General features: G+C 63.6%; 29 protein-coding genes. 21 read left to right on the top strand and 8 right to left on the bottom strand.

Translation table 11 applies throughout. From position 1 onward, the window contains the following. The first annotated feature begins 8 nt into the window (after nucleotides 1-8). The 5 genes from WOB96_RS10950 (at nucleotide 9) to WOB96_RS10930 (ending at nucleotide 3294) form a co-directional block, all read left to right on the top strand. Nucleotides 9-818: a TIGR04290 family methyltransferase gene (locus WOB96_RS10950; RefSeq protein ID WP_341371333.1), complete on the top strand. Its 810-nt coding sequence runs from the start codon at nucleotides 9-11 to the stop codon at nucleotides 816-818. 1 nt (nucleotide 819) lies between these two features. Then, nucleotides 820-1740 (top strand): glycoside hydrolase 5 family protein, encoded by a 921-nt coding sequence (locus WOB96_RS10945; protein ID WP_341371332.1) that lies wholly within the window; start codon nucleotides 820-822, stop codon nucleotides 1738-1740. Beyond that, nucleotides 1740-2354, top strand: coding sequence for a histidine phosphatase family protein (locus WOB96_RS10940; protein WP_341371331.1), 615 nt, complete (start codon nucleotides 1740-1742; stop codon nucleotides 2352-2354). Before WOB96_RS10945 ends, WOB96_RS10940 begins: the two co-directional genes overlap by 1 nt. A gap of 43 nt (nucleotides 2355-2397) precedes the next feature. Continuing rightward, nucleotides 2398-2799, top strand: coding sequence for a VanZ family protein (locus WOB96_RS10935; RefSeq protein ID WP_479725480.1), 402 nt, complete (start codon nucleotides 2398-2400; stop codon nucleotides 2797-2799). 93 nt (nucleotides 2800-2892) lie between these two features. Further along, nucleotides 2893-3294 carry a VanZ family protein gene (locus tag WOB96_RS10930; RefSeq protein WP_341371330.1) on the top strand — a complete coding sequence of 134 codons (402 nt, stop codon included), beginning with the start codon at nucleotides 2893-2895 and terminating at the stop codon, nucleotides 3292-3294. Here the strand turns inward: WOB96_RS10930 and WOB96_RS10925 are convergent. Then, nucleotides 3275-3934 (bottom strand): class II aldolase/adducin family protein, encoded by a 660-nt coding sequence (locus tag WOB96_RS10925; RefSeq protein ID WP_341371329.1) that lies wholly within the window; start codon nucleotides 3932-3934, stop codon nucleotides 3275-3277. The genes WOB96_RS10930 and WOB96_RS10925 overlap by 20 nt on opposite strands. Beyond that, a complete protein-coding gene (locus WOB96_RS10920; RefSeq protein WP_341371328.1) occupies nucleotides 3847-4149 on the bottom strand; it encodes a hypothetical protein in 303 nt (100 codons plus the stop codon). Before WOB96_RS10920 ends, WOB96_RS10925 begins: the two co-directional genes overlap by 88 nt. Nucleotides 4150-4515: 366 nt before the next feature. Here WOB96_RS10920 and tldD point away from each other — a divergent pair, with 366 nt between their 5' ends. Beyond that, nucleotides 4516-5961, top strand: coding sequence for a metalloprotease TldD (tldD, locus tag WOB96_RS10915; protein ID WP_341371327.1), 1446 nt, complete (start codon nucleotides 4516-4518; stop codon nucleotides 5959-5961). A gap of 40 nt (nucleotides 5962-6001) precedes the next feature. Here the strand turns inward: tldD and WOB96_RS10910 are convergent, their stop codons facing one another. Beyond that, nucleotides 6002-6271, bottom strand: coding sequence for a late competence development ComFB family protein (locus WOB96_RS10910; protein ID WP_341371326.1), 270 nt, complete (start codon nucleotides 6269-6271; stop codon nucleotides 6002-6004). A gap of 252 nt (nucleotides 6272-6523) precedes the next feature. Between WOB96_RS10910 and WOB96_RS10905 the strand changes: the two genes are divergently transcribed. The 8 genes from WOB96_RS10905 to WOB96_RS10870 all read left to right on the top strand — a co-directional run bounded on the left by WOB96_RS10905 (nucleotide 6524) and on the right by WOB96_RS10870 (nucleotide 11421). Next, nucleotides 6524-7018: an RNA polymerase sigma factor gene (locus WOB96_RS10905; RefSeq protein WP_341371325.1), complete on the top strand. Its 495-nt coding sequence runs from the start codon at nucleotides 6524-6526 to the stop codon at nucleotides 7016-7018. Continuing rightward, nucleotides 6999-7583, top strand: coding sequence for a hypothetical protein (locus WOB96_RS10900; protein WP_341371324.1), 585 nt, complete (start codon nucleotides 6999-7001; stop codon nucleotides 7581-7583). Before WOB96_RS10905 ends, WOB96_RS10900 begins: the two co-directional genes overlap by 20 nt. A 10-nt stretch (nucleotides 7584-7593) precedes the next feature. Further along, on the top strand, nucleotides 7594-8649 hold the full coding sequence (locus WOB96_RS10895) for a cytochrome-c peroxidase (RefSeq protein ID WP_341371323.1): 1056 nt from the start codon (nucleotides 7594-7596) through the stop codon (nucleotides 8647-8649). 150 nt (nucleotides 8650-8799) lie between these two features. Further along, nucleotides 8800-9453: a protein-L-isoaspartate O-methyltransferase family protein gene (locus WOB96_RS10890; protein WP_341371322.1), complete on the top strand. Its 654-nt coding sequence runs from the start codon at nucleotides 8800-8802 to the stop codon at nucleotides 9451-9453. Continuing rightward, nucleotides 9453-9767: a rhodanese-like domain-containing protein gene (locus tag WOB96_RS10885; RefSeq protein WP_341371321.1), complete on the top strand. Its 315-nt coding sequence runs from the start codon at nucleotides 9453-9455 to the stop codon at nucleotides 9765-9767. Before WOB96_RS10890 ends, WOB96_RS10885 begins: the two co-directional genes overlap by 1 nt. Further along, nucleotides 9767-10318 (top strand): isochorismatase family protein, encoded by a 552-nt coding sequence (locus tag WOB96_RS10880; RefSeq protein ID WP_341371320.1) that lies wholly within the window; start codon nucleotides 9767-9769, stop codon nucleotides 10316-10318. Before WOB96_RS10885 ends, WOB96_RS10880 begins: the two co-directional genes overlap by 1 nt. A gap of 116 nt (nucleotides 10319-10434) precedes the next feature. After that, nucleotides 10435-11070, top strand: a complete 636-nt coding sequence (locus tag WOB96_RS10875) for a BON domain-containing protein (RefSeq protein ID WP_341371319.1) — start codon at nucleotides 10435-10437, stop codon at nucleotides 11068-11070. Nucleotides 11071-11169: 99 nt separating this feature from the next. Beyond that, nucleotides 11170-11421, top strand: coding sequence for a GlsB/YeaQ/YmgE family stress response membrane protein (locus WOB96_RS10870; RefSeq protein ID WP_341371318.1), 252 nt, complete (start codon nucleotides 11170-11172; stop codon nucleotides 11419-11421). Nucleotides 11422-11479: 58 nt separating this feature from the next. Here the strand turns inward: WOB96_RS10870 and WOB96_RS10865 are convergent, their stop codons facing one another. The 3 genes from WOB96_RS10865 to WOB96_RS10855 all read right to left on the bottom strand — a co-directional run bounded on the left by WOB96_RS10865 (nucleotide 11480) and on the right by WOB96_RS10855 (nucleotide 14834). Continuing rightward, entirely contained in the window at nucleotides 11480-12757 is a 1278-nt protein-coding gene (locus WOB96_RS10865; RefSeq protein ID WP_341371317.1) for a class I SAM-dependent methyltransferase, read from the bottom strand. Between the two features lie 96 nt (nucleotides 12758-12853). Beyond that, nucleotides 12854-14173 (bottom strand): ATP-binding protein, encoded by a 1320-nt coding sequence (locus WOB96_RS10860; protein ID WP_341371316.1) that lies wholly within the window; start codon nucleotides 14171-14173, stop codon nucleotides 12854-12856. Nucleotide 14174: 1 nt separating this feature from the next. Beyond that, complete coding sequence (locus WOB96_RS10855; RefSeq protein ID WP_341371315.1) at nucleotides 14175-14834, bottom strand: response regulator; 660 nt, start codon at nucleotides 14832-14834, stop codon at nucleotides 14175-14177. Nucleotides 14835-14972: 138 nt separating this feature from the next. On the opposite strand from WOB96_RS10855, the gene WOB96_RS10850 reads away from it, so the two are divergent. From WOB96_RS10850 to WOB96_RS10820, 7 genes are all read left to right on the top strand, one after another. Next, a complete protein-coding gene (locus WOB96_RS10850; RefSeq protein WP_341371314.1) occupies nucleotides 14973-15329 on the top strand; it encodes a PepSY domain-containing protein in 357 nt (118 codons plus the stop codon). A 56-nt stretch (nucleotides 15330-15385) separates the two neighbouring features. Beyond that, complete coding sequence (locus tag WOB96_RS10845; protein WP_341371313.1) at nucleotides 15386-16741, top strand: TolC family protein; 1356 nt, start codon at nucleotides 15386-15388, stop codon at nucleotides 16739-16741. Nucleotides 16742-16751: 10 nt separating this feature from the next. Then, nucleotides 16752-17774 carry an efflux RND transporter periplasmic adaptor subunit gene (locus tag WOB96_RS10840; RefSeq protein ID WP_341371312.1) on the top strand — a complete coding sequence of 341 codons (1023 nt, stop codon included), beginning with the start codon at nucleotides 16752-16754 and terminating at the stop codon, nucleotides 17772-17774. Further along, nucleotides 17771-20812 carry an efflux RND transporter permease subunit gene (locus WOB96_RS10835; RefSeq protein WP_341371311.1) on the top strand — a complete coding sequence of 1014 codons (3042 nt, stop codon included), beginning with the start codon at nucleotides 17771-17773 and terminating at the stop codon, nucleotides 20810-20812. Before WOB96_RS10840 ends, WOB96_RS10835 begins: the two co-directional genes overlap by 4 nt. Next, nucleotides 20809-21405, top strand: a complete 597-nt coding sequence (locus WOB96_RS10830; RefSeq protein ID WP_341371310.1) for a DedA family protein — start codon at nucleotides 20809-20811, stop codon at nucleotides 21403-21405. The genes WOB96_RS10835 and WOB96_RS10830 overlap by 4 nt, the downstream gene beginning before the upstream one ends. Nucleotides 21406-21408: 3 nt before the next feature. After that, nucleotides 21409-22095, top strand: coding sequence for a phosphatase PAP2 family protein (locus tag WOB96_RS10825; protein ID WP_341371309.1), 687 nt, complete (start codon nucleotides 21409-21411; stop codon nucleotides 22093-22095). An 81-nt stretch (nucleotides 22096-22176) separates the two neighbouring features. After that, the gene (locus WOB96_RS10820; RefSeq protein ID WP_341371308.1) at nucleotides 22177-23115 is read left to right on the top strand and encodes a cation diffusion facilitator family transporter; all 939 of its coding nucleotides are present in this window, start codon (nucleotides 22177-22179) and stop codon (nucleotides 23113-23115) included. On the opposite strand, the gene hemH is transcribed toward WOB96_RS10820, so the two are convergent. Together hemH and WOB96_RS10810 are read right to left on the bottom strand one after the other, a co-directional pair. Continuing rightward, nucleotides 23084-24181, bottom strand: coding sequence for a ferrochelatase (gene hemH, locus WOB96_RS10815; RefSeq protein ID WP_341371307.1), 1098 nt, complete (start codon nucleotides 24179-24181; stop codon nucleotides 23084-23086). The two genes, WOB96_RS10820 and hemH, sit on opposite strands and share 32 nt — an antisense overlap. A gap of 154 nt (nucleotides 24182-24335) precedes the next feature. After that, nucleotides 24336-26072, bottom strand: coding sequence for a bifunctional metallophosphatase/5'-nucleotidase (locus tag WOB96_RS10810; protein WP_341371306.1), 1737 nt, complete (start codon nucleotides 26070-26072; stop codon nucleotides 24336-24338). Nucleotide 26073 lies beyond the last annotated feature (1 nt).

The raw sequence follows: 26073 nt of genomic DNA, 5'->3' as shown, positions 1-26073 counted from the left end.
GGATTCCCATGAGCACCAGTTCAAATGATCTGCAGCGCAGCCAACGCGCCACACCCGCAAGCGACCAGCTACCCGAGGGACAGCAAGCCCTGGGCCTACGCCTGCAGGAACTCGGCCCCTGGTTCCACAACATGGAAATCGGCGGCGTTCGCACTGCCCCGGAGCACTTTCTCGGGGACTACCCCAACATCAAGTGGCAGCGCTTCGCCCATGCCATTCCGGCGGACCTGACCGGCAAGACAGTACTCGATATCGGCTGCAATGGCGGTTTTTACTCGATGGAGATGAAGCGCCGCGGCGCGGCACGGGTGCTCGGCATCGACACAGAGGATCTCTATCTGCAACAGGCGCGTTTCGCTGCCGATTACAATAATCTCGACATCGAGTTCGAGCGCATGAGCGTCTATGAGGTGGACCAGCTCGGTGAGCGCTTCGATTACGTCATTTTCATGGGCGTGCTCTATCACCTGCGCCACCCCCTGCTGGCCCTGGACAAGGTCGCGACTGTGGTGGGCGAGCGCATGATCTTTCAGAGCATGTTGCGCGGCAGCCATCGCGCCCGGCGCCTGCCCGATGACCTCTCATTCTGGGATGAAAGCGTGTTCGCCGATCCGGATTTCCCCAGCATGTACTTCATCGAAAAGCGCTATGCCGGCGACGACAGCAACTGGTGGATCCCCAACCGTTCGGCCGCGGAAGCCATGCTGCGCAGCGCCGGTTTCGAGCTGCTGGAGCATCCCGAGGACGAGGTCTGGGTCTGCAAGCCAGACCTGAGAAAAATAGAAAAACATCAACAGGGCATCTGGTGGGAGGATTAGCGTGATCGAGGCAATTAAGTTCTGGAATGAACCCAACAACCTGTCCCACTGGGACTTCGAGATGGACCCCGAGTGGCGCGAATTCGCCCACATGACTACGCTGGCCGCGCAGGCGGTGCGGGACGAGGCGCCGCATCTGACCCGCGTGCTCGGCGGCATCTCGCCTATCGACGAGCGCTTTATCAATCTTCTGCAGGGTCATGGCGTACTCGATCATTTGGACGTAGTGGCGGTGCATGGCTTTCCGTTGGACTGGAACCACTGGAAGATCGACGAATGGCCGGACAAGATCGCGCTGATCGAGAAGATCTCCGGCAAGCCGGTCTGGGTCACGGAAGTAGGAGTCTCCACCTTCGGGGCCGACGAGGTGCAGGTGTTCGGGCTCAAGCGCACCACCGAACTCCTGCTCGGGCGTGTGGACCGGGTTTTCTGGTACAGCCTGCTCGATCTGCCACCGGCCTGGGAGGCCACCACGCGGCACAAGGAAAGCGAAGGCAGCGCCTATTATCGCCATTTCTATCTCGGCCTGATCGACGCCAATGGCCGCCCCAAGCCGGCCGTCGAGCACTTCAATCCCGGCATGGGCATCTGCCAGTGGTTCCATTTCGAGGATCACCGCCTGGATCTCGCGGTGGACTGGCTCAAGCGCTTAGGGGTGAAAAAGCTGCGTACCGGCCTGAGCTGGGCTGACTTCCACCGGCCTAACGCCCTGGACTGGTTCGACAGGCAGATGGATGCCCTGGCGGATTTCGACCTGACCATCACGCTCTGCTTCACGCCGCCTTCACGCGGCAAGCGCCCACACCACACCAGCCCCGCCGAGGTCCCGGAAGAGTTCGCCGACTTCGCCGCGCAGATGGTGCGACGCTATGCCCTTGATGAGCGCCAAGCTATTCCCAGGGCCAGCGGGATGGTCGGCTGATGGCCCGTTTCTTTCTGATTCGCCACGGCCTCAATGACGAAACCGGCAAGATCCTGAGTGCCCGCAAGCCCGGCCTGCACCTCAATACCACCGGCCGCGAGCAGGCGCAGCGGGTAGCCATGCATCTGGCGCATGAACCCATCCGCGCCATTTACAGCAGCCCCATGGAGCGCGCCCGGGAGACCGCCAAGCCATTGGCAGAAAAGCGCGGACTGGAGGTCCAGATCGACGAGGGCCTGAACGAATTCCATTTTGGTGACTGGACCGGCTGCGCCTTTGACGCAGTGGACCAGATTGAGGAGCGGCAGCGCTTCAATCACTGGCGCGGTGGCATCCGCCCACCGGGTGGCGAGCTTGCCCTGGAAATGCAGGCCCGTGTCGTGTCGGCCATCATCCATTTGAGCAACCAGTATGCGCCGGATGATACCGTAGCCTGCTTCACCCACGCCGACCCGATCCGCGCGGTCATCGCCCATTTCACCAGCATGCCGATTGATCTCTATCACCGCTTGGAGATCAGCCCGGCCTCGCTGAGCACCGTTGAAGTCGGAGACTGGGGGCCGCGCATCCTTGGCATGAACCTCCCCGCGGGCGAGCAACACTGGTCCGGTTAAAGATACGTTTTCCGATTCAAGTACACAAAGAGCAAGCTTATCCATGTCAAACAACAGATTGCAGTTCTTTCCCCTCTGGCTCAGCCTCGGCTGGCTGCTGGTGGCGACCATTTTCTATCTGTCCCTGAATTCCAACCCGCTGGTGCCCAAAAGCCATCTGCCTTTCGACAAGGTGGAACACCTGTTCGCCTATGCCACGGTCATGGGCTGGTTCTCACAGCTCTATCCCGAACGCCGCCAGGTGGGCTTGCTGGCATTGGCCCTGATCGGCATGGGCGCCTTCATCGAAGTGCTGCAGGGGCTGATTGGTCAACGCAATGAGGACATCTTCGACGTGGTGGCCAACAGCCTGGGGGTGCTGACCGGCTGGCTGCTGACCCGGACCTGGCTTGGCAATGTCGTGGCAGTCCTGGACCGGGAACTGGCCGCGCGCCGCAGCCAGTGAAGCCGCCCAAGAAGATTTTACAAATCACTGCCTGACAGGGCTGGCAATGTGCTTTAGACTCCTTATTTTCCGGCTCTCCAGCGAGAACAATGCGTGATCAATCATAAAATGCGGTTTTCCGGCCTGTGGCTGGGTTTGGGCTGGTTGGTGATCGCCGTCATTTTCTACTTTTCCCTGAGTCACCACTCCCTGGAACCCCGCACCCACCTGCCCATCGACAAGGTCGAACACTTTTCCGCCTATGTCGGGCTGATGTGGTGGTTCTCGCAACTCTACACCCGGACCAGGCAACGGATCGGGCTGGCGCTGGCACTGCTTGGCATGGGGATTCTCATCGAGATCCTGCAGGGCATGACGGGCTACCGGGACATGGATGCCTGGGATGCCGTGGCGGATACCCTGGGCATCCTGGTCGGCTGGTGGCTGGTCGGCACGCGCTTTGGCAATGTCCTCAACAGGCTGGATCAGATGCTGGCTACTCGTCGCGCATCGTGAGCCGCCGCGCCGCCGCCAGACTGTCGAGCAAGGTCCCACCCGCCTCGGCCGCCCTCTCCGCAAAGGCAATGACGCCGTCCTCATGCCCGCCCATGGCAAAGATCCCCCTGCCCCGCGCGGCGGGATCGGCATAGAGCCGCGCGATCTCCTCGGCCATGGCTGGTGTGCCGTAGGGCACATCCGCCCGCGTGACGGGAATGCCAAGATCAGCGGCCCGCCCCCAGATCAACGGTGAATGGCCGTGCATGACGAACTGCAGGGTGTCATTGACCGCGTAGAACATGCCGTGGGTCATGGCCTCCGAGGAGGGTGCAATGGGCCCTGTGGCCCGGATGTAGTTGCGCGCCGGCTGGCATGCCAGCACCAGGGCATAGTGTTCCGGGGTCAATACCGGCAGGCCGCCGGTCTGGGTGCCGCTGACCACGAAGGCGCCGGGCATTGGCGCATGCACAGGCGGCAGGCGCATGCTGACGTTGCCATAGCCCACCCCGCCATATCGCGCCGCATCCTGGCCGATCAGGCCCGCGGCAAAAAGGCGCTGGCGCCAGTCATTCAATTCACAAAGCAGCGATGCCGGCAGGGCCGGCCCTGGCTCGAAATCCAGTTCAAACTTGATGACGCCATCCTCAGGCTGCGGCATTCTGTTTCTCTCCCTGTTGGGTGCCCTTTAACCGTGGCAACCGCCAGCGCGGTCAGGCTGGCGACGATCATCGAATAGGCGGTGAAGCGCACCGGGCCCACGCGCCGGATCAGCCGCTGACTACCCAGCAAGAACAGGGCATAGGTCACTGCCAGCCCAACATAGAAGGGCAGTGCGAAGGCCTTGCGCAGCGCCAGCACCGTCACGGTATCCACGCCATGGACGTAGGCCAGCTTGACGAGAATGGCCTTGGCCTAAACGCCGCTTTTTCTCGAGCGTTTTATCAACGGCCTGACGGAGCGTCTCCAGTTGCTTTTGCCCCTCCGGCGAGGGCGTCGTCTTTTTGATCGTATTCATCGTTTGGCCTCCGACATTACCCCAATTTGAGTGGCAGTGCAGTTTAGGGTCCGGTTGCCACTGTAGCCGATTTCTCGGCCAGGTGAACCGCCCCGGCATCCGAAGCAGCATTCGGATTGAATTTCCACTGGCTGCCCCCATCTAATGCTCTAGACTTATATTCTTCTCTCGCCTCTGCAAATCAGCCTTGCTAAGCTAGCCGCACTCATCAGACAGGAGTTTTCATGTCCGCAGCCCTCGATCTCGCCCGCGCCACCCTGCTGGAACCGGCAGGCATCAACGAAACCAGCCTGGAGCAGGTCTTCGGCGCCCTCTCCCATCGCGCCCTGGATGATGCCGACCTCTATTTTCAATACAGCCGGGCTGAAGGCTTCAGCCTGGAAGAAGGCGTGGTCAAGTCCGGCAGTCATTCGATCGAGCAGGGTGTCGGGGTGCGCGCCATCAGCGGCGAGCGCCAGGGTTTTGCCTATTCCGATGAAATCGTCCTGCCGGCGCTGACCCAGGCCGCCGAGGCCGCTCGCGCCATCAGCCGCCAGAATGCCGATGGCCGTGCCCTGGTCTGGAGCCGGCGTCAGGGCCTGAGCCTGTATCAGCCGATGGACCCGCTGAGCAGTCTGCCCGACGAGGAGAAGATCAGGTTGCTGGAGCGCGTGGAGGCCGAGGCCAAGCGCTATGACCCGCGCATCACCCAGGTGATGGCGAGCCTGGCGGCGCGCTTCGAGACCGTGCTGGTGGCGCGTCTGGATGGCAGCATGGCCGCCGACGTGCGACCGCTGGTGCGCATCAACGTCACCGCCATCGCCGAACAGAACGGCCGGCGCGAGCAGGGTTCCGCCGGTGGCGGTGGCCGGGTGGGCTATGAGTATTTTCTGGAGAGTGATCGCGCCCTGGAGTTCGCCCGCGAGGCGGCGCGTCAGGCCCTGGTCAACCTGGATGCGGTGGAAGCACCGGCCGGCGCCATGGAAGTGGTGCTCGGGCCGGGCTGGCCGGGCATCCTACTGCACGAGGCCATCGGCCACGGTCTGGAGGGGGACTTCAATCGCAAGGGCACCAGTGCCTTCTCGGGCATGGTCGGCAAGCGCGTTGCCGCCCCCGGCGTGACGGTGGTGGATGATGGCACCCTGATGAACCGCCGCGGCAGCCTCAACGTCGATGACGAGGGCAACCCGAGCCAGTGCACAGTGCTGATCGAGGACGGCATCCTCAAGGGTTACATGCAGGACAGTCTCAACGCCCGGCTCTCAGGGGTGGCGCCCACTGGCAACGGCCGGCGCGAGTCCTATGCCCACCTGCCGATGCCGCGCATGACCAATACCTATATGCGCAGCGGCAGTCACGACCCGCAGGAGATCATCGGCAGCGTCAAGCGTGGCCTGTATGCGGTGAATTTCGGTGGCGGGCAGGTGGACATCACCAGCGGCAAGTTCGTGTTTTCCGCCAGCGAGGCCTACCTGATCGAAAACGGCAGGATCACCAAGCCGGTCAAGGGCGCAACCATCATCGGCAATGGTCCGGACGTGTTGACCCGGGTGGAGATGATCGGCAATGACATGCAGCTCGATTCCGGGGTGGGCACCTGCGGCAAGGAGGGCCAGAGCGTGCCGGTGGGGGTGGGACAGCCAACCCTCAAGATCCGCGACCTGACGGTCGGCGGTACGGGCGGCCTGTAAATTCGCTTCGGGCGGGCCATCCGGTCCGCCCGATTTCGCTCTAGATCCCTTCCCGGTCGCGCATGCGGGTGCTGACATATTCGATGGCCTGCGTCACCGCCGCCTCGACCCGCCCCTCCATCTCCTTACTTTCCTCGATGCTCATGTAAAACAGCAGGTCCACGGACTGGCGCACATAGCGCGGCGGCAGGCTGTTCAGCGCCACGCAGGCGACATCTTCGCAGAAGTCCTGCGACACGTCCTGCAGTTGCTTCCTGACCTGATTGAACACCAGATGTTCGAAGTAGTTGTGGACATTCTCGAATTCCACCGCAGCCTCCATTTGGCAGATTACCTTATTATGGACCTGTATTATGGACCTGTCGCTGGCCCCCTCCCGGCCGGGCCATATAAGCATGAAAGCCTCCCACTGACCATCCGCAATCCGCACGGGTTGGCAAGGTCTGCTATAAGCTATAAAGCAGATATCCGGAGAAAGTTCTCAGACCAATGCTCGCAGGATGGAATATTTTCCGCTGTTTTCTCCTCTTTGTCTTATCAGGGTAAGTAAACGGACAGGTCCATGAAAACCGATGACTTCGAAGGCTGGGTGCGCCAGTACCGGGCCTTTCTCTACCGCGCCGCCTGGGGCCTGACCGGTGACCGTGCCGCCGCCGAGGATCTGGTGCAGGAAACCTTCACCCAGGCCTGGCGCTCGCGCCACCAGTTGCGCATGATCGAATCCCTGCAGCCCTGGCTGTATCGCATCCTGCGCCGCGAGGCCGGGCGCCGCTGTTCAGGCCAGAATCTGGCCCCGCTGGAGGCAGCCGACGCCGTGCTGGTGGAATTTCCGGCGCACGATGAGCGAATCGACCTGGTCCGGGCGCTGCAGCGCATCTCACCCAGGCACAGGGAGATCCTGGTGCTCTATTATCTCAGCGAACTGGATTACGCCGGACTGGCGGACGCGCTGGAGATCCCCGCCGGCACGGTGATGAGCCGCCTCAGCCGGGCACGCGAGGCCCTGCGCCTGGCGCTGGGCAAGGACAGGGAGCGCCATGTCCGGCAGGGATCCTAAGTACGACAGCAGCTTCGACCGGCACATGCGCGCCCTGCTCGGCGGCTTGCCGGTCAGTGAGCGGCGCATCTTCAAGCCGGCCCTGTCGCGTCGCGAATTCCTGCAGCGCGGCGCAGGCTGGGCCGCCGGGCTGGCCGTGCTCGGCAGCAGCGGTTTCCTGGCCTGGGACAGATACAGCACGCCCGGACTGGTGCGCGCGGCCTTTGCCCATGTGGATGAGGAATCGAGCCTGCGCGGGATACTCACACCCTGGGAACCGGTGCGCGCGGCCCTGGGCCTTGGCCCTGACAGTTCACTGCCCGGTCATCTGCAGCTTTGCAAGGCATGCCGGGTGGAAGGGCATGAGGCCTGGCACCTGAGCAGCTATCTGGATCAGCTCGGTTTCGTGCAGACGCTGGTATTCCGGGCCGGAGTACCCACCCCCGAGCCACGACAGGGGCGTTGGCAGGGTGGCTACTGGGCCTTCCTGCCACGCAGCCAGCCGGTCCTGCTGCTTTCGTCGAACCATACGGCACTCACCTTCTGGCAAAACGAGTGGCTTCCCGATAACACGCCGCCTGTCTGAGAGAAAAGTCATGAAAACAACCCTAGCGACCGCTCTCCTGGCCACTGGCCTGAACTTGCTCACTCCCGCAGCGGGGCTGGCTGAAACCGGCGATCAGGCTCTGCTCAAGCAGGCCCGGCAGCTGTTCAAACCCCTGCCTGACAACATGGCGACCCAGGAAAACCCGATCAGTCCAGCCCGGGTGGAACTGGGCCGCAAGCTCTTTTTCGACCCGCGCATCTCGGTGGACGGCACGGTCAGTTGCGCCCGTTGCCACCTGCCCCAGCTCTATGGCACCGATGGACTGCGCAAGGCCATCGGCAATCATGGCAAGGCCAATCCGCGCAACTCGCCCACGGTCCTGAATGCCGCACTCCAGGGCGCCATTGCGGCGCACTGGCGCGGCGACCGCAAATCGGTCGAGGATCAGGCGGTGCAGGCACTGGTAGGCCCCCCGAGCTTTGGCCTGGCAAAATATGAAGACGCCATTGCCAAACTCAAGGCCATCCCCGGCTATCTGCCGCTGTTCAAGGCCGCCTTCCCCAGGGATCCCTCACCGTTCACTCAGGACAACTGGGGCACCGCCATTGGCGCCTATGAGCGCACCCTGGTCACGCCCGCCCCCTTCGATGCCTATCTCAAGGGCAATACCAGGGCCCTGTCGCCCACCGCGCAGGCCGGATTGCGGGAATTCATCAGCGTCGGTTGCGCGAGCTGCCACAATGGCACCGGCGTCGGCGGCACCATGTATCAGAAGTTCGGCCGTTTCGAGGATTACTGGAAGCTGACCGGGAGCAAGGAGCCGGACAAGGGGCGCTTCGATGTCACCAAAAACGCGGCGGACCTTTACGTGTTCAAGGTGCCGATCCTGCGCAACGTGGTGATGACGCCGCCCTATTTCCATGACGGCTCGGTGACCGAACTGCCCGATGCCATCCGCATCATGGCCAGGGCCCAGCTCGGCAAGACGCTGAGTGATACACAGGTGAAACAGATCGTGGCGTTCCTGGAGAGCCTGACCGGCAAGCTGCCGGAAAACTTTCAGACCGTGCCGGTACTGCCGACCTCAGCCTTTCAGGCACCATGATCAGCCACGTTCAGGGCGTGGGCCAAAACACCCGGCCGGCGCCGGTGCATGGCAGCCTGCCGGCGAGGGGTGCTTTATCGCGAAAAAAAATCTAGAATCAGAGTCTTTGGTACTTTCACGTTCCCGAATCAACGGCCTTCAGGAAACACCATGGATTTCGAGCTTGCCCGCCGCAACATGATTGAATCCCAGATCCGGACCTGGGAAGTTCTGGACCCCACTGTGCTGGACACCATTGCGCGCACCCACCGCGAGGACTTCGTGCCCGTCGCCTATCGCAGGATGGCCTTCGGCGACTTCAACATTCCCATTGGCGAAGGCGAATACATGTGGACGCCCAAGCAGGAGGCCCGGGTGCTGCAGGAGTTGATGCTCCGCCCCGAAGACAAGGTGCTCGAAGTGGGCACCGGCAGCGGCTATTTCACGGCCCTGCTGGCGGCCATGAGCGCGCATGTGGTCTCGGTGGACGACATACCGGCCTTTACCGAAGCCGCCGCGGGAAAACTGGAAAGCCATGGCATCGGCAATGTCACGCTGGAAACCGGAGATGCCGCACGCGGCTGGGACCGGCACGGTCCCTATGACGTGATCGTGATCACAGGGTCCGTGCCGAAACTGCCGGAAGCCTTCAAGCGCTCGCTGAACATCGGCGGCAGGCTGATTGCCATCGTCGGCAAGTCGCCGGTGATGAATGCCCGCCGCTACACGCGCGTTGCCGAGAACGTCTTTGAATCGGAAGATCTCTTCGAGACCGACATTGCACCACTGCGCAATGTCGAGGAAGAGCGGGTCTTCGTGTTCTGATGCAGCACATCCGCCCGCAAGCGCTCAAGGCACGGCTGGAACTGGGAGAAAGCCCCTTTCTCCTGGACGTGCGCGAGCCCTGGGAAAATCAGCTCGTCGCCCTGCCCGGCAGCACGCTGATCCCCATGGGCGAAGTGCCGGCACGTCTCGCTGAAATCCCCCGTGACCAGGAAGTGATCGTCTATTGCCATCATGGCGTGCGCAGCATGCAGGTCGGTTACTTTCTGGACCACCATGGCGTGCAGGTCACCAATCTGCTCGGCGGCATCGATGCCTGGTCCCTGCAGGCCGACCCACAAACACCCCGCTATTGATGACCCTGCTCGCCCGCGCGGATGAATCCCTGCTCCTGCTGATCGACCTGCAGGACAGATTGCTGGGCGCCATCAACCCGGATACCCGCCACGCGCTGATCCATCAGGCGAGCGTGCTTGCCCAGTCGGCAAGGTTGCTGGACATCCCGGTACTGCATACCGAGCAGCACCGTCAAGGCCTGGGGCCGACCACGACCGCCTTGCAGCCATTCCTGGATACACCCGCCATCGATAAGACGCAATTTTCCTGCTGCGGCGTGAGCGGCGTGGATGCCGCGCTTGCCAGCGCCAACCGACGCTGCATCGTGATCGCCGGCGTGGAGACGCACATCTGCGTGCTGCAGACCGCCTTGCAACTGCAGGCCGCAGGCCATGCCGTGTTCGTCGTCGAGGACGCGGTCGCCTCCCGGAACGATGCCCACAAGACCAATGCCCTGGCGCGCCTGCGCCAGGCCGGCATCATCGTCAGCAATGTCGAATCCACCCTGTTCGAATGGCTGGCAGATGCCGGCCACCACGCCTTCAAATCCATCTCCGCCCTGATCCGCTGAACGCTCCGCCCTTGGTCCTAAAGCTTTCCGCCCAGCTTTTCAAGTGAACTGGCAGGCAGTCTGACTGCCTAATTGTACAGTTTTGAACGCTGGACCTTTGCGACAAGGAGCAGGTAATGGCGAAGCAACACGACCAGGATCTCAAGCCGACGCCGGCCCAGCCATCGGGCAATCCCGGCCAGACCGATCGGGAGACCCGGCTCGACAGCGTCGAGGACTGGCCCGTCGATCTTGAGGAGTATGTCTCCGCCGATGAGACCATGCCACGTGACGAGACCTGGCCGGAATCGCGCGACGAACAACCGATTCAACACCCGACGGCCGATACCGGGGACCTCAACGAGGACCCGAAGTCGGGTCTGACGGACGACTTCCTGGCCTCCCGCGAGGAGGCAATATCGTATGTGCCGCCGCAACACCCAGTGCCGGACGACAGCTTTCACGAGGCCAATTCGCCGGACCGCGAGGGCATGGCACCCGCCGAACATCAGGGTCTGGGCCGGGAAGACATGCTGCCGGACAGTGATCCGATGATCCGGGAGGCCGATGAACTGTTGCGGGCGGTCATGGAGACCTTGCAAGTTCGGGGAGATTTCGATGAGGAGCGGCTGGACCTGACGGTGGATGGCGACATTGTAACTGTCCGGGGAGAGGTCGATTCCTCCGAGGAACTGGAGGCGCTACTGGAAACCATCGCGTCGGTAGAGGGTGTATCAGAAGTACTGGATGAGGTGTACGTCATCGGCGACTAGTACGCCAGATCCTGGATGCTGCCTGTCCGGGGAGCAGCACTAATAACGTCAATCCTGGCGTTCTTCGTAAAAATGGCTGTCATCACGAGGAGGTGAATCATGGGCATTCTTGGATGGATCGTGTTTGGGCTGATCGTGGGTGTACTGGCCAAGTGGATCATGCCGGGCAATGACCCAGGCGGCATCTTCATGACCATTCTGCTGGGCATTGCCGGCGCCCTGCTGGGTGGCTTCATCGCCAGCGCCATCGGTCTGGGAACGGCGAACAGCTTTACGCTGGGCAGCATGATCATCGCCATACTGGGCGCGATACTACTGCTCTTCATCTATCGATCGGTGCGAAGAACCTAAGCTGGCAACTTCATCAGGCCGGGCCTCGTGCCCGGCTTTTTCATGCCCGATTTCCTGCTCACATTGGCAAGGGCTGGGAACTTGCGGCCGCTTGCAACTCCTCTTCGGGCTGGTTGTGCGCCATCGGATTGGCGTACTGATACTCGCGGGTCCAGGGATGACGGACCAGCCCGCTGGTCTCCTGACGGGTCGCAAGCACCTGATAGATCGAGATCCAGCCGCGCAGGAAGGCATGCGCGGACGCGGCCATGTAAATGCGCCAGATGCGGAAACTGCGTTCACCCGCCAGTTCAAGTGCGCGTGACTGCTGCGCATCGAGCCGACTCACCCAGTGCATCAGGGTCTTGGCGTAGTGCAGCCGCAGGGATTCGACGTCGAGTGTTTCGAGATCCTGCCGCTCCAGGGCATTGAGCACCAGGCTCAGATGCGCCAGTTCGCCATTGGGAAAGACATAGCGATGGATGAAGCTGTCGGCATCCACCCCGGCGTGCCGTGGATCTGGGTCGCAGGTGGTGATGCCATGGTTGAGCACCAGCCCGCCTGGTTTGAGCAGGCGCTGGATGCTGGCGAAATAGACGGGTAGCTGCTTGATGCCGACGTGCTCGAACATGCCCACCGAAGCGATCTTGTCGTAAATCGCATCGCCCGGAATGTCGCGGTAATCCTGCAGGCGGACCTCGACCTGTCCTTCCAGGCCCTCCTCGCGGATGCGCTGACGGGCATGCTGATACTGGCCCTGGCTGAGGGTCACGCCAGTGGCGCGCACGCCATAATGCCTAGCCGCCCAGACAATCAGCGCCCCCCAGCCACAACCGATGTCGAGAAACTGTTCACCGGGTTGCAGGCGCAGCTTGCGGCAGATGTGGTCGAGCTTCTGCTCCTGGGCCTGGTGGATGTCCTCTTGGCCGCTCCTGTAGTAGGCGCAGGAGTAGACCATGTTGCGGTCCAGCCAGAGCGCGTAGAAATCATTGGAGATGTCATAATGCCGCTGGATGGATTCGGCATCACGCTGGCGACTGTGGCGGTGGATGAGGTGGCTCAGGAGGGGGCGGGTACGGCCCTTGCCGGTCCCCGGGCAGAGCGCCTCGGCAATGTGCAGGGTCTGTTCCAGCGGACCACGAATGTCGATCTCGCCTTCGACATAGGCCTCGCCCAGCCGATCCAGATTCGGACGCAGGAAATGGCGCACTGCGCGAGGCGATTTCAGGTGCAGATCCACCTTCGGCTGCGGGCCGAGTTCATGGCTTTCGCCATTCCAGAGCACCACGCGTAGTGGGATCTGCTGATCCGAGAGCCGCCGCCCAACCTGCTGCAATACCCGCTGCTCCAGCCACATACGCAACCCTCCCGCATCCGAAGGCAAATTGCTAGTTTGCTAACAACCATTAAGGGACGGAAGGAAGCCGATGTCAATCGGACCCGTCATCCATTTTCAGCCCGGAAAGCGGATGAATACTCCGAGCCCGCGTCCGTTCAGGCCCGCGCCGAGTTGCAGACTGGCACTATGCATGGCGGCAATGCGCGCCACCAGCGACAGTCCGAGCCCACTGCCCTCCTCCTCCGTGCCCAGGCGCCGATAGAAACGCTCCAGTACCCGCTGCCGCTCCTCAGGCGGAATGCCGGGTCCCGCATCCATCACGGACAGCTCGATTCCGGGCTCCCCTTGCCTGATATCGATCTCGACCGAGCCCTGCGATCCGCCGTAGCGGATGGCATTGTCGATGAGATTGCGCAGCAGGATGCCCAGGCTGCCGGCCTCGCCCTGCACCCATATCGGGGCCTCGCAGCGCAGGGAAAGCCGGGTGCCGCGCGCGGCGGCATCATGGGCGAGACTGGCCACGCTTTCCTCGGTCAGGGCACAGAGATCCACCGGCGCTTTCTCCAGGACATGCCCCGGTTCCAGCCGCGCCAGTGTCAGCAACTGCGCCACCAGATGCGTGGCGCGATCCGCGCCCTGAATCACCTGGCGCAGGGCCTGACGCCGGGCATCGTCTTCCGTACTGCGCAGGGCCACCTGAGCCTGCAGGCGGATGCCGGCAATCGGGGTGCGCAGTTCATGCGCGGCATCGGCAGTGAAGCGCCGCTCGCGCGCGAAGGCCTCCGCCAGCCTGCCGAGTAGTTCGTTGAGGGCCACCTGCAAGGGCTGCAGTTCGGCGGGGGGATTTTCGAGTTGCACCGGCGCTAGCGAATCCGGCGCGCGAGTCTTGAGAGTGCGCGCCAGCTCGCGCAGGGGCTTGAGCCCGCGGCCCACCCCAAGCCAGATCAGCAGCGCCAGAAATGGCAGGGCCAGCACCACCGGCATGAAAGTATCCCAGATGAACTCGCGCAACATCTCGTCGCGCACGTCCTGGGGCTCGGCCACCAGCACCCGGCGCTGGCTGCCGGCTTCATTGAAGGTGAGCACCCGCCATTGTACACCATGAACGCGCAGGCGGGAAAAACCTTCGGGGGTCTGCAGCGGGAACACGCGAGCACCTGCGGACTGGCTTATGACCCGCCCGGCCCTATCGAGAACCCGGAATACGAGCTGATGCTCGTCCTCATGTTCGATTTCTTCGGCGATTTCCGGCGACAGCGCGGCGGGCGTGGCGCCCTGGCTGAGCAGGCTCTGCGCGATCTGCAGCAGATAGCGGTCGAACACGTCCTGCATCTCGCGGCGACTGTCGACATAGCTGAAGCCCAGCGCGCCGATCCACAGCAGCAACACCGAGGGAATCAGCCAGAGCAGCAGGCGCAGGCGCAGGGAATGCATCTCAGGCCCTGTCGATCACGTAGCCGGCACCGCGCACGGTGCGGATCAGCTCAGTGCCGAGCTTTTTGCGCAGATGATGGATGTGCACCTCGACGGCATTGCTCTCGACCTCCTCGTCCCAGCCATAGAGCGCACTTTCGAGCTGCTCGCGCGAGAGCACGCGCCCGGCCTTGCTCAGCAGGGTGTGCAGGAGCTGGTATTCGCGGGCGGACAGATTGACGGGCTGGCCAGCGCGCGACAGGGTGTGGGTGGCGGGATCGAGCACCAGATCGCCATGCACGAGCTGGCTGCCGGCTTGAGCAGCGGGCCGGCGCAGCAGGGCGCGCACGCGGGCGGCGAGCTCATCGAGATCGAAGGGCTTGACCAGATAATCATCGGCGCCGGCGTCGAGCCCCTGCACCCGGTCGGCCACGGCATCGCGGGCGGTGAGGATCAGCACCGGCAGGGTCTGGCCGCGGATTCGCAGGGCTTTCAACAATTCCAGGCCGGACAGGCGCGGCAGGCCAAGATCCAGCAGCAGGAGTTCATAGGACTCGCTCTGCAGGGCGGCATCAGCCTGTGCACCATCGCGCAGCCAGTCCACGGCATAGCCCTCCAGTTTGAGGCCCTGGCGCACGCCATCGCCGAGCAGGGCATCATCTTCCACCAGCAGGATACGCATCTCTTTCTCCTCTTCAGACTCGCCGCAACAAGAGCGATATTGCAGCGCGCACCTTAAGCCGCCCTTAAGCAGACGACTGGAAGATAGCGGCTCAGGCAGGGCAATCATGCTTTGCCAGATTGCCGACAGGAGTTGATTATGCTTAATAAATCATGGATTGTCGCAGTACTGGGTGCCTTGACGCTTTCAGGTGCGGGGATCGTTTACGCCAGCCAGCCGGATCGCGAGGCGCAGGAAGACCGGCAGGAGATCGCCGCGCTCCAGCAGGCCCGTGTCGGGCTGGCCCAGGCCGTCAATGCCGCTGAGCAGCATGTGCGCGGCAAGGCCCTGGCCGCCGAGCTCGAAATGGAAAAGGGCAAGCCGGTCTATGAAGTGGAGGTCGCCAGTGCCCGCGGCGTGATGGCGGTCGAGGTCGATACCCAGACCGGCAACATCCTCAAGGCCGTGTCCGAGGCCGATGAAGAAAAGGCCGAAAGCCACGACGACAAGGACTGATACCATACCCATTCCCCGCGCCGCCAGTCGGCGCGGGTTTTTACAGGGGAACAACAATGCCAAATGCCCCGGGAATCCTGCTGTTCGTCCTGAGCACTGTGCTGCTGAGCAGCTGCGCCAGCTATCAGGCCAAACCGCTGGACAGCGCCGCCATGCAAGAGAGCCTGGCGGCGCCCTCACCCGCGTTGCTGCAGAAAATGGCGTCCGAGCTGAAACATCCGCGTCTGCCACCCCTGACACTCGATTTCAGCAAGCCCCTGACCGATCGCGAGCTGGCGGTCATCGCCGTCATTGCCAGTCCCGACTTGCGTGCCCAGCGCGCCCGCGCCGGCGTGGCCAGTGCCCAGGTGTTCAGCGCCGGCCTGTTGCCCGACCCGCAACTGAGCGCCGGCCTCGATCACCCCACCAGCAGCGGGCCGGATCTCGTCAACGCCTACAATCTGGGCCTGTCCTGGGACATCTTTGGACTCATCACCCGCCACGCCGAGCAGCGCATCGCCCGTACCCAGGCGCAGCAGGTACGCTATGACATTGCCTGGCAGGAATGGCTGACCGCCAATCAGGCACGCCTGCTCGGGGTGCGCCTGGGCTATCTGGAGCGCCAGGCGGGCATTGCCGGCCAGGCGGAACAGGTGGCGGACAGCCTGTATCAGGCCGCAAGGCGCAATCTAAAGCGCGGCGACATCAAGCTCGACGAGTTCGCCCTGCGCGAATCCGCCCTGATCGATGCCCGCGACCGCCTGCTGGCCCTGCAGCGCGAGATCGAAAAGAACCGCCAGGACCTCAATCGCAATCTGGGGCTGCCGCCGGAGCAGATGCTGAAGCTCGGCATCCGGCCGGCTGCCGAGCCCGAGGCCACTGATCCCGCGCAGCTCTTCGCCAGTGCCCGTCACGAGCGCCTGGATCTGTTGGCCCTGCAGGCCGGCTACGCCAGCCAGGAGGCGACGCTCTATCGCGCCGTGCTGGGCCAGTTCCCGCGCTTCAACCTTGGCCTTTCCCGGGCCAGCGACACCTCCGGCATCCGCACCATAGGCGCCAGCGTCAGCCTGGACCTGCCAGTGTTCAATCGCAATCGCGGCAATATCGCCCTGGCCCGCGCCACGCGCGAACAGCTTTTTGCCGAATACAGCACGCGCCTCTTTCAAACCCGCGCCGACATCAGCCAGATCACGGCGGATCTGATGCGCCTGGCGCGCGAGCGGACGGCGCTCGCCAGCAAGTTGCCGAGTCTGGAGCACGCCGAATCCGTGCTGCGTGAAGCCTCCCAGCGCCGCGACGTGCCATTGCTGAGTTACGAAACCATTCGCGCCAGCCTGCTCAGCTATCAACTGCAGTTGTTGAGCCTCGATCAGAACATCGCCGAACAGCGCGCCGCGCTGGATATCGCAGTCGGCGCGCCGCTTCAGCCCTAGGAGAGAATCGATGCCCCTTGCCCGCCCTCTGATCCTGACGATGCTCTTGCTGAGCACACCGGCCTGGGCCGCGCCCAGCGTGCTGTCACGGCTCGCGCCGGCTTCGACCCGGACCATCCAGGACACCCTGACCGCCTTTGGGACGGTCGAATATGCGCCCGAGCACGGCCAGACCGTGGACGTGCAGGGCGAGGGACTGCTGCGGCGGGTGTTCGTGGCGGCGGGCCAGACGGTGCATAAGGGCGATCCCCTGATCGAGCTGGAAAATACCGCCAACGCCCGGCTGGAACGGCGTAATGCCGAGATCGAGGTCGAGTTCGCCGGCAAGGAAGTCAAGCGCCTGCGTGACCTGCGCGCGCGTCAGCTCGCCACCAATGCCGAGGTTCAGGCCGCCGATCAGGCCCTGGCCAAGGCCCAGGCAATGCTCGCCAGTATCCGCAAGCGCCTCGGGGCCAGCCCGGTGCGCACCTTGCGCGCGGACATGGATGGCGTGGTGGAACAGGTGATGCTGCGCGCCGGCGAGATCGCCGCCCCTGGCACCCCGCTGCTGCGTCTGGCCCAGGGCAACCGCCTGCGCGTGCGCTTTGGCGTCGAGCCCGAGGACATCGACCGCATCCGCACCGGCATGCCGGTGCGCGTGCAGGCCCTGTATACCGGCGCCAAGCCGGTCACCGGTGCGGTGCGCGAGATCTACCGCCAGGTCGATCCCAGGACCCGCCTGGCCGAGGTGGTCGTGCCCCTGGCCGGCGGTCCCGGCCTGCTGGCCAATGCCATGGTGCGCGGCGAGATCATCCTGAGCCAGGCCCAGGCCCTGACCGTGCCGCGCAGCGCCGTGCTCTACCAGCAGGGCCGGCCCTATGTGTTCGTGGCGCGGCAGGGACGCGCCTGGCAGCGCTGGGTCCGCATCGGCCAGGATACCGGGCAGGTGATCGAGATCCGCGCCGGTCTGCAGCCCGGTGAACGCGTGGTCATACTCGGCAATTACGAACTGAAAAACGGCATGGCGCTGCGGCTCGATGGGGGCAAGCGATGATGGGGGCCTGGCTGCAGCGCCATGCACGCTCCCTGCTCTTCTTGCTGGCCATTCTGGCCATTGGCGGCGCGCTGGCGGCCATGAAGCTGCCGGTTTCGCTGTTTCCCACCATCGATTTTCCGCGTATCGTGGTATCGGTGGATGCCGGCGACCGGCCAGTCAACCGCATGGTGCTGGAGGTCACGCAGCCACTGGAGCAGGCCCTGCGAGCCGTGCCGGGCGTGGAAAGCATCCGCTCCACCTCCAGCCGTGGCTCGGCGGAACTGTCGGTGAACTTCGGCTGGGGCCATGACATGATCGCCGCCCTGCTGCAGGTGCAGGCGGCAGTGAACCAGTCCCTGCCGGAGCTGCCGGCCGGCACCCGCTTCGAGGCCCGGCGCATGGACCCCACCGTGTTTCCGGTGCTCGGCCTGGCCCTGACTTCAAAGCAACGTGACCCGGTCGCCCTGCGCGACTTTGCCTACTTTCAGTTGCGCCCCCTGCTCACCGCCATCCCCGGCGTGGCGCGGGTGGACGTGCTCGGCGGGCGTCAGGCGGAGTACCAGGTGCGCGTCGATCCGGCGCGCCTGCAGGCCTACAACCTCACCCTGCAGGACGTCGCCACCGCGCTCTCGGCCAGCAATGTCCTGAGCGCGGTCGGCCGGCTGGAGGATCATTACCGGCTGTATCTGGTGCTCTCCGATACCAGCCTGCACAATCTCGACGAGATCCGCCATACCGTGCTGCGTACCGGTGGCACGGGCGTGGTCGAACTCGACGATGTGGCTCAGGTGGTCCCCGCCGTGGCGCCGCAATGGACCCGTGTCACCGCCAACGGCCTGGATGCCGTGCTGGTCAACATCCGCCAGCAGCGCGGCGCCAATACCGTCGCCATCACCCAGGCGGTCAAGCAGAAACTCGCGAGCTTTGCTCATCAGATCCCGGCCGACATCCAGATCAAGCCCTACTATGACCAATCCGAACTGGTGGTCGCCTCGGCCCTGAGCGTGCGCGACGCCATCGGCATCGGCGCCCTGCTGGCCGCGGTGATCCTGCTGCTCTTTCTGCGTAACCTGCGCATCACCCTGATCGTCGCCCTGGTACTGCCGGGCGTGCTGGCCGCCACGGTATTATTGTTGAATGTCCTGAACATGAGCTTCAACATCATGACCCTGGGCGGCATGGCGGCCGCCGTGGGGCTCATCGTCGATGATGCCGTGGTGATGATCGAGCACATCATGCGCCGGCTGAGCGAATCCCGGGAAGACAGCGGGACGCCAGTACTTCAGGCAGCCATGGAAATGGCCCGCCCGCTGGCGGGCTCCTCGCTGGCCACGGTGGTGATCTTCGCGCCGCTGGCCTTTCTCGGCGGTGTCAGCGGCGGGTTTTTCAAGGCCCTGGCGCTGACCATGGCCGCCAGCCTCATCATCTCCTTTTTCGTGGCCTTCCTGGCCGTGCCCCTGCTGGCGCATCTCTGGATCAAACCGGAAACCGCCGCCCGCCTGGAGCATCGCGGGCCCCTGCTGAGCCGGCTTCACCATGGTTATGGCCGCGGCATGGGCTGGCTGCTGCGCCGCCCCGTGCTGGTGCTGTTGCCCATGCTGGTGCTGGTCGGCATCGGCTATTTCGCCTTCAGCCACACGGGTTCGGGCTTCATGCCAAAAATGGACGAGGGCGGCTTCATTCTCGACTACAAGGCCCCACCCGGCACCTCGCTCACCGAGACCGACCGCCTGCTGCGCCAGGTGGAGGCGATTGTCCGCGCCACACCCGAGGTGGACAGCTACTCGCGCCGTACCGGAACCGCCTTGGGTGGCGGGCTCACCGAGGCCAATGAGGGCGATTTCTTCATTCACCTGAAACCCATGCCGCGCCGCGATATCGAAAGCATCATGAGCGAGGTGCGACAACGCGTCGAAACCGAGGTGCCGGGCCTGCAGATCGAAACCGCCCAGCTCATGGAGGATCTCATCGGTGACCTGACCGCCGTGCCCCAGCCCATCGAGGTCAAGCTGTTTGGCGACAATCAGGCGCAATTGCAGCAACTCGCGCCGCAGATCGCAGCAAGCATCGGCAAGGTCCAGGGCGTGGTGGAAGTGCTCAGTGGCGTGGTCATCGCGGGGGACGCCATCGACATCCGCGTGGACCGGGTTCGTGCCGGCCTGGAGGGGCTGGATCCCGAAGCCGCCACGCGCCAGATCAAGGACCTGCTCGCCGGCAACGTGGCGAGCCAGATCCCGGCCGGCGAGAAGATGATCGGCCTGCGCGTGTGGACGCCTGCCGACCTGCGCGCGCGCGTGCAGCAACTCGAAGGTCTGCGCCTGCAAGCCCCGGACGGTCATGTCCTGCCCCTGAGCCGCATCGCCACGGTCAGCATCAGCCAGGGCCAGGCGCAGATCGTGCGCGAAGACCTCAAGCCGATGGTGGCGGTCACCGCCCGCATCGAGGGCCGCGATCTCGGCTCCACCATGAAGGACGTGCAGGCCGGCCTGCGCAACTTCAATCTGCCCGCCGGGGTATATATCGAGTATGGCGGTCTTTACCAGCAACAGCAGCAGTCCTTCCGCGATCTCAGCGTGGTTTTCGCCGCCGCCCTGCTGCTGGTCACGGTGCTGCTGCTCTTTCTCTATGAGCGTTTCGCCGTGGTGCTGGCGATTCTCGCCACGGTATTGCTGGCGGTGAGCGGAGTCTTTGTGGGTTTGTGGCTGACCGGTACCGAACTCAATATTTCCGCCATGATGGGCATGACCATGATCATCGGCATCGTCACGGAGGTCGCCATCTTCTACTTCGCCGAACTCGGCCTGGAAGGCCATCACGACAGCCCGGCCCTGATCGAGGCCGGCACCCAGCGCATGCGGCCGATCCTGATGACCTCGCTGATTGCCATCCTGGCCCTGCTGCCACTGGCGCTCGGCATCGGCACGGGCTCGGCCATGCAGACGCCGCTGGCCATCGCCATCATCTCGGGCCTGCTGCTGGCCGTGCCGCTGGTGCTGCTGCTCATGCCCGCCCTGTATCTGCTGATGCAGGGCCGCCAGAAACCGGAGGCTGCATGAACGAACTGCTGGAAGCACTGGGACTCGGCCCGGACAGCCTAGCACTGCTGCATGATTTTTTGCAGCAGCACGGCTACCTGCTGCTTTTTCTGGGTGTACTGGCCGAAGGCGAGGCCATTCTTGCACTGGCCGGGGCGCTGGCTCATGCCGGACACATGGACCTGATCAAGGTCATCCTGACTGCCTGGGTGGCCAGCAGCATCGTCGAACAGGGCCTGTTCCTGGTCGGGCATCACTATGGCCCCCGTCTGCTCGAACGCTTTCCGCGGCTGCAGCGCAATGCCCCCAAGGCTCGGCAGGTGATCGCCCGTTACGGTGATCTTGCCGCCGTGCTGTTTCGCTTCATGTACGGGGTGCGTACCGTGGCGGTACTGCTGCTCGGCAGCCAGGGCTATCCGCGCCTGCGCTTTGCCATCATCAACCTGCCGGCCTCCCTGCTCTGGAGTGCTGTCATAGCCGGCCTGGGCTATCTCTTCAGCGCCAGCCTCAAGCTGCTGCTCAGCCGCATCCAGCATGCGGAAATCCTGCTGCTGGGGCTGCTCATCCTGGGTGTGACCGCCTTCCTCCTGCTGCGGATACGGCAAAAGGCCTGACACATGGCATTGGATCAAAGAATGCAGGCGCTATTGGGATTGCTCAAGGCCCGGCGCGGGCGCCTGTTGTTGCTGTTTGCCGGGGTGCTGTTACCTTTCTACCTCTTCGGCGCCCTGGCCGAGGATGTCTGGGAAAAGGAGTCATTCTCCTGGGATGAGGCCACCCTCCTGTATCTGCACGCCCAGGCCACGCCGGCCCTGGACCAGATCATGCTGTTTTTCACCCGGATTGGCTTCATCGGTCCACTGGTGGTCGGCACGGGGCTGTTTTTCTGGCTGCTCTGGCGCCGCTGCTGGGCGGACGCGACCTTCGTGTTGCTGGGCGTGGGCGGAGCGCTGGCCCTGAATCAGGGCATCAAGCTCTTCTTCGCGCGGGTAAGGCCCGATCTCTGGCAGTCCCTGGCACCGCTGGGCACCTACAGCTTCCCCAGCGGGCACGCCATGGTCTCGATGGCGCTGGCGCTCACGCTCATCATCCTGCTCTGGCCCACGCGCTGGCGCGGGGCCGCCCTGCTCATCGGGATTCCGCTGGTGCTCCTGATCGGCCTGTCACGGCTCTACCTGGGCGTGCACTACCCATCTGACGTGCTGGCCGGCTGGATGGCTTCGCTTGCCTGGGTGCTGGGCCTGAACGAACTTTTTTTCGAGAAACTCCAGCAGCGCGCCAGACGCCTGGATGACAGCGGCTGAACCGCATCCGACGCGGATCACTGACAAGCCCCCGCGGACTGTGGAACAATAGGGCCATTCCATAAAACAGGCGGGGGCAGAATGGCCCATTCCCACGGTCACGCGCACGGGCACTCCCATGCCCACGGACACAGCCACAGTGCCGGTCAGAGCCTGCGCTGGGGCTTGCTGCTGACCTTTGGCTTTGCCCTGGTCGAAGCGATTGCCGGCTGGTGGTCGGGCTCCCTGGCCCTGCTCGGTGACGCCGGCCACATGGTCACCGATGCCAGTGCCCTGGGGCTCGCCGCACTGGCGGCCTGGATCGCCAAGCGCCCGCCCTCGGCCCGCCACAGCTTTGGCCTGGCGCGCGCCGAGGTGCTGATCGCCCTCGTCAATGCCCTGTTCATGCTGGCGGTGATCACCGGCATCAGTTATGAAGCCGTGCAACGCCTGCAAAATCCGCAGCCGGTTCAGGGTGGCGCAGTCATGATCGTGGCCGCCATCGGCCTGGGCGTGAACATCCTGGTGGCCTGGCTGTTGTCGCAGGGTGAGGAGAACCTCAATACCCGCGCCGCACTCCTGCACGTCATGGGCGATCTGCTTGGCTCGGTGGCGGCACTGGTGGCCGGAGCCGTGATCTTCTTCACCGGCTGGACGCCGATCGATCCCATCCTGTCGATCGCCATCTCGGTGCTGATCCTGCTCTCCACCGTGCGCCTGTTGCGCGAGGCCCTGCACGTGCTGATGGAAGGCGTGCCGGCGCAGATCGATATGGCCGAGGTCGGGCGCAGCATGGCCGAAGTCAAGCAGGTGAAGTCCGTGCACGACCTGCATATCTGGACCGTGAGTTCGGGCTCCATCGCCCTGTCCGCGCACGTGGTGATGCAGGACATGGCCCTCTGGCTGGAAACCCTCGAAGGCCTGCGCCAGATGCTGCAGGAGCGATACGGCATCGATCACGTCACGCTTCAACCCGAAACCGCCGTGTTTCCGCTGGAGCGCGGCGAATTCAGGCCCACTCGTCCTGGACACCAACACTGACAGCCCGGATACCCGTTATCGATTCGGGATTGCCAGTTGGCGAGGCCTCCAGCCAGCCTCCCAGTTCCTCGCGGGCGATCCGCGCCAGCGCGGCAATCCAGTCCTCGCGCTCGTTGAGCGCCGGGATGTAACGAAACTGCTCGCCGCCAGCGGCCAGAAAGCTCTCCTTGCCGCCCATGGCGATTTCCTCCAGGGTCTCCAGGCAGTCCGCCGGAAAACCCGGGCAGATCACATCCACCCGCTTGATCCCCGCCTTCGCCCAGGCCTCCAGGGTCGGGACGGTATAGGGCTGCAGCCACTCCGCTCGCCCAAAGCGGCTCTGGTAGGTGATCAGATAGCCATCTTCCGGCAGGTCCAGGGCGTCGGCCAGCAATCGCCCGGTCAACTGACATTCGTGATAGTAAGGGTCGCCGAGATCAATACTGCGCTTGGGCAGGCCATGAAAGGACATCAGCAGGCGTTCGGGCTTGCCGTGGGCCGCCCAGTGCTCGCGCACGCTGGCCGCCAGCGCATCGATGTAGCCCGGATGATCCGGATAGCGGGTGACCATGCGCAGCGCAGGTATCCGCCGATAGCGCGTCAGCTCCCGGCTGACGGCATCGAAGGTCGATGCCGTGGTGCTCGCCGCATACTGCGGATAGAGCGGCAAAACCAGGATGCGATCGCAACCGGCCGCCTTCAGCCGCGCCATGGCGTCAGGGATGGAAGGATTACCGTAGCGCATGCCAAGTTCCACCGTCACCGGTGTGCCGCCATCCGCCAGCACGCTCGCCAGCTTCTGTGCCTGACGCTGGGAATACACCAGCAAGGGCGAACCCTCCGGCAGCCAGATCTTGCGGTAGAGTTTCGCCGAGCGCGCCGGACGGGTATTGAGAATGACGCCATTGAGAATGGGCAACCAGACCGCCTGGGGGATCTCCACCACGCGCGGATCACTCAGGAATTCTTTCAGATAGCGGCGCGTCGCAGGCGCGGTCGGGGCATCGGGCGTGCCGAGGTTGACGAGCAGGATGCCTGTTCGGGCAGTGGCTTCAGTTAATGGTTGTTCTGGCAGAAAACGGGGCATAAGGGCTCCTCGGCATGAAGCGAACCATCTTAAAAGGGATGATCCAGAATGGAAAGAATAGGGGCCGCGGCCAGGTGATCCAGTCATCCGGGTATTTAACTAAAAAAAGCGGCCCGAAGGCCGCCTCATGCTTGAAGGAACCACGCCGGAACGCTTACTTGGCCACCGAACCCAGCGGCTGGATCTCGCGGATGCCGTGCTCCGGCTTCGGCAGCGGGTTGACGAGCCGGATACGATTCAGGCGCAGATTATCGGCGGTTACTGTGCTGGCCGGCAGGGACTCGATATAACGCTTCACCACATCGGTGCCATCCAGCAGACTGCCATCCTTGTCCTTGAGCACCGTGACATTCTTGGCCGGCACCCGGTTGATCTGGCCTGGAATCAGGTCAAAGTAGAAACCGGCGACCGTGTAGCTGGCGTTCAAGTCCAGCGGCTGGCCATTGACCTGGATGTTCCTGACGCGCTCCCCCTGCGGCGCCAGCGGGTCGAAATCCGCCGTCAGGCCACTGTAGCCCGCCGTCCAGCCGTTGATCCATTCGTTCACCCGGCCCTGCTCCCCTTGTGGATTGCCCTCCAGGGTCTTCTTGATCTGCGCGCCGGTCAGTTCGCCCTTGGCGATCTGCGGTCCGATCGGCATGTAATGATAGAGATCCTCCAGCTTGATCGGCCCTGGCGCCACCGTGGTACCGTAACGGAAGCCGGTGATACCACCTAGTTGCGCCCCGGTCATGACGCGGAAGGCGTCGGTCAGGAAATCATGGGAGCTGCCCTCGATCACGCCGGGCATGGCCTCATCGCTGAAATTGCTGCGATACAGCGCGACCTGGGTCTGGCCGATCACGCTATCAATGGGATAACGCAGGGGGGCGCCGCTGATGGGGTTCCTGAACTGCCCCGGCCGGAACTGCGGCCCCGCCACGTAGGGCCGGCGCACGGACTTGATCAACGCAGCGACGGCGGGATTCTCCTTGAGCCGGTTCGTAATGCGGTGGGACACGTATTTTTTGTCGACCACCTTGCCATTTTTCACCCGCACGGTCAGTTCACCGACCACCTGACCATCCATGCCCTGCTCGACGATGAGCGTGCCGTGCCTGGACACGATGGGTTTGGGCGTGATCTCGTGCTTATCGGATGAGAGAATCACATCCACCCCCGGGATCCGGTCGGCCAGGGTCAGATTCCCGTGCAGCCCCAGTTCGGAAATGGCCACCACCAGATCCACCTTTTCCTGTTCGCGCAGCAGCTTGGCATATTTCTCGTACTCGGCCTCACCGTTGGTGAATTTGAGCCCCTTGGTGATGTTCGGATCACCGGCCTGCGGACCGCGATCAGAGGTGAAGCCCAGGATGCCCACGCGCAACCCGTTGATGGTCTTGATCATATAGGGTGGGGCGACGTGCTGCCCGGTCCTGGCCTCGGCACCGGGATAGTTGTCATAGTAAAGGTTGGATATCACCGCATGCCAGTTGGCCTTGGGCTTACTGTCGGCGAAGTAGTCGATGAATTTGTCCGCGCCGTAGACGTAATCCCAGTTGCCTGGGGCATAGGCATCGATGCGAAAGGCGTTGAGCACCTTGATCATCGCCTCGCCCTGGGTGAACAGGGCCTCCGCGCCACCGTGCAAGGTGTCGCCGGTGTTCACCAGTAACGTCTGCCGTGGCTTGGCCTGCCGGATCTCCCGGACCAGACTGTAGATGCGTGCCAGTCCGCCCTCGCTCTGGCCGTTGCCGTCGCTGCGCACATTCGGGTGAGGAATCAGGTGACCATGCAGGTCGCCCATGTGAATGAAAGTGACTTCGCCGTTGCCGCTACCCGCCTGCGCCAGCGAAATGGAAGAAAGCGCCACGCACAGCGTGGCCGTAAACCGCATTTTACCGAATTTCATA

Origin of the sequence: Thermithiobacillus plumbiphilus, from assembly GCF_038070005.1 — a bacterium.
In the GTDB taxonomy this organism is placed as follows: Bacteria; Pseudomonadota; Gammaproteobacteria; order Acidithiobacillales; family Thermithiobacillaceae; genus JBBPCO01.
The sequence above is the reverse complement of the archived record's forward strand: the minus strand, read 5'-3'. Positions and strand labels throughout refer to the sequence as shown.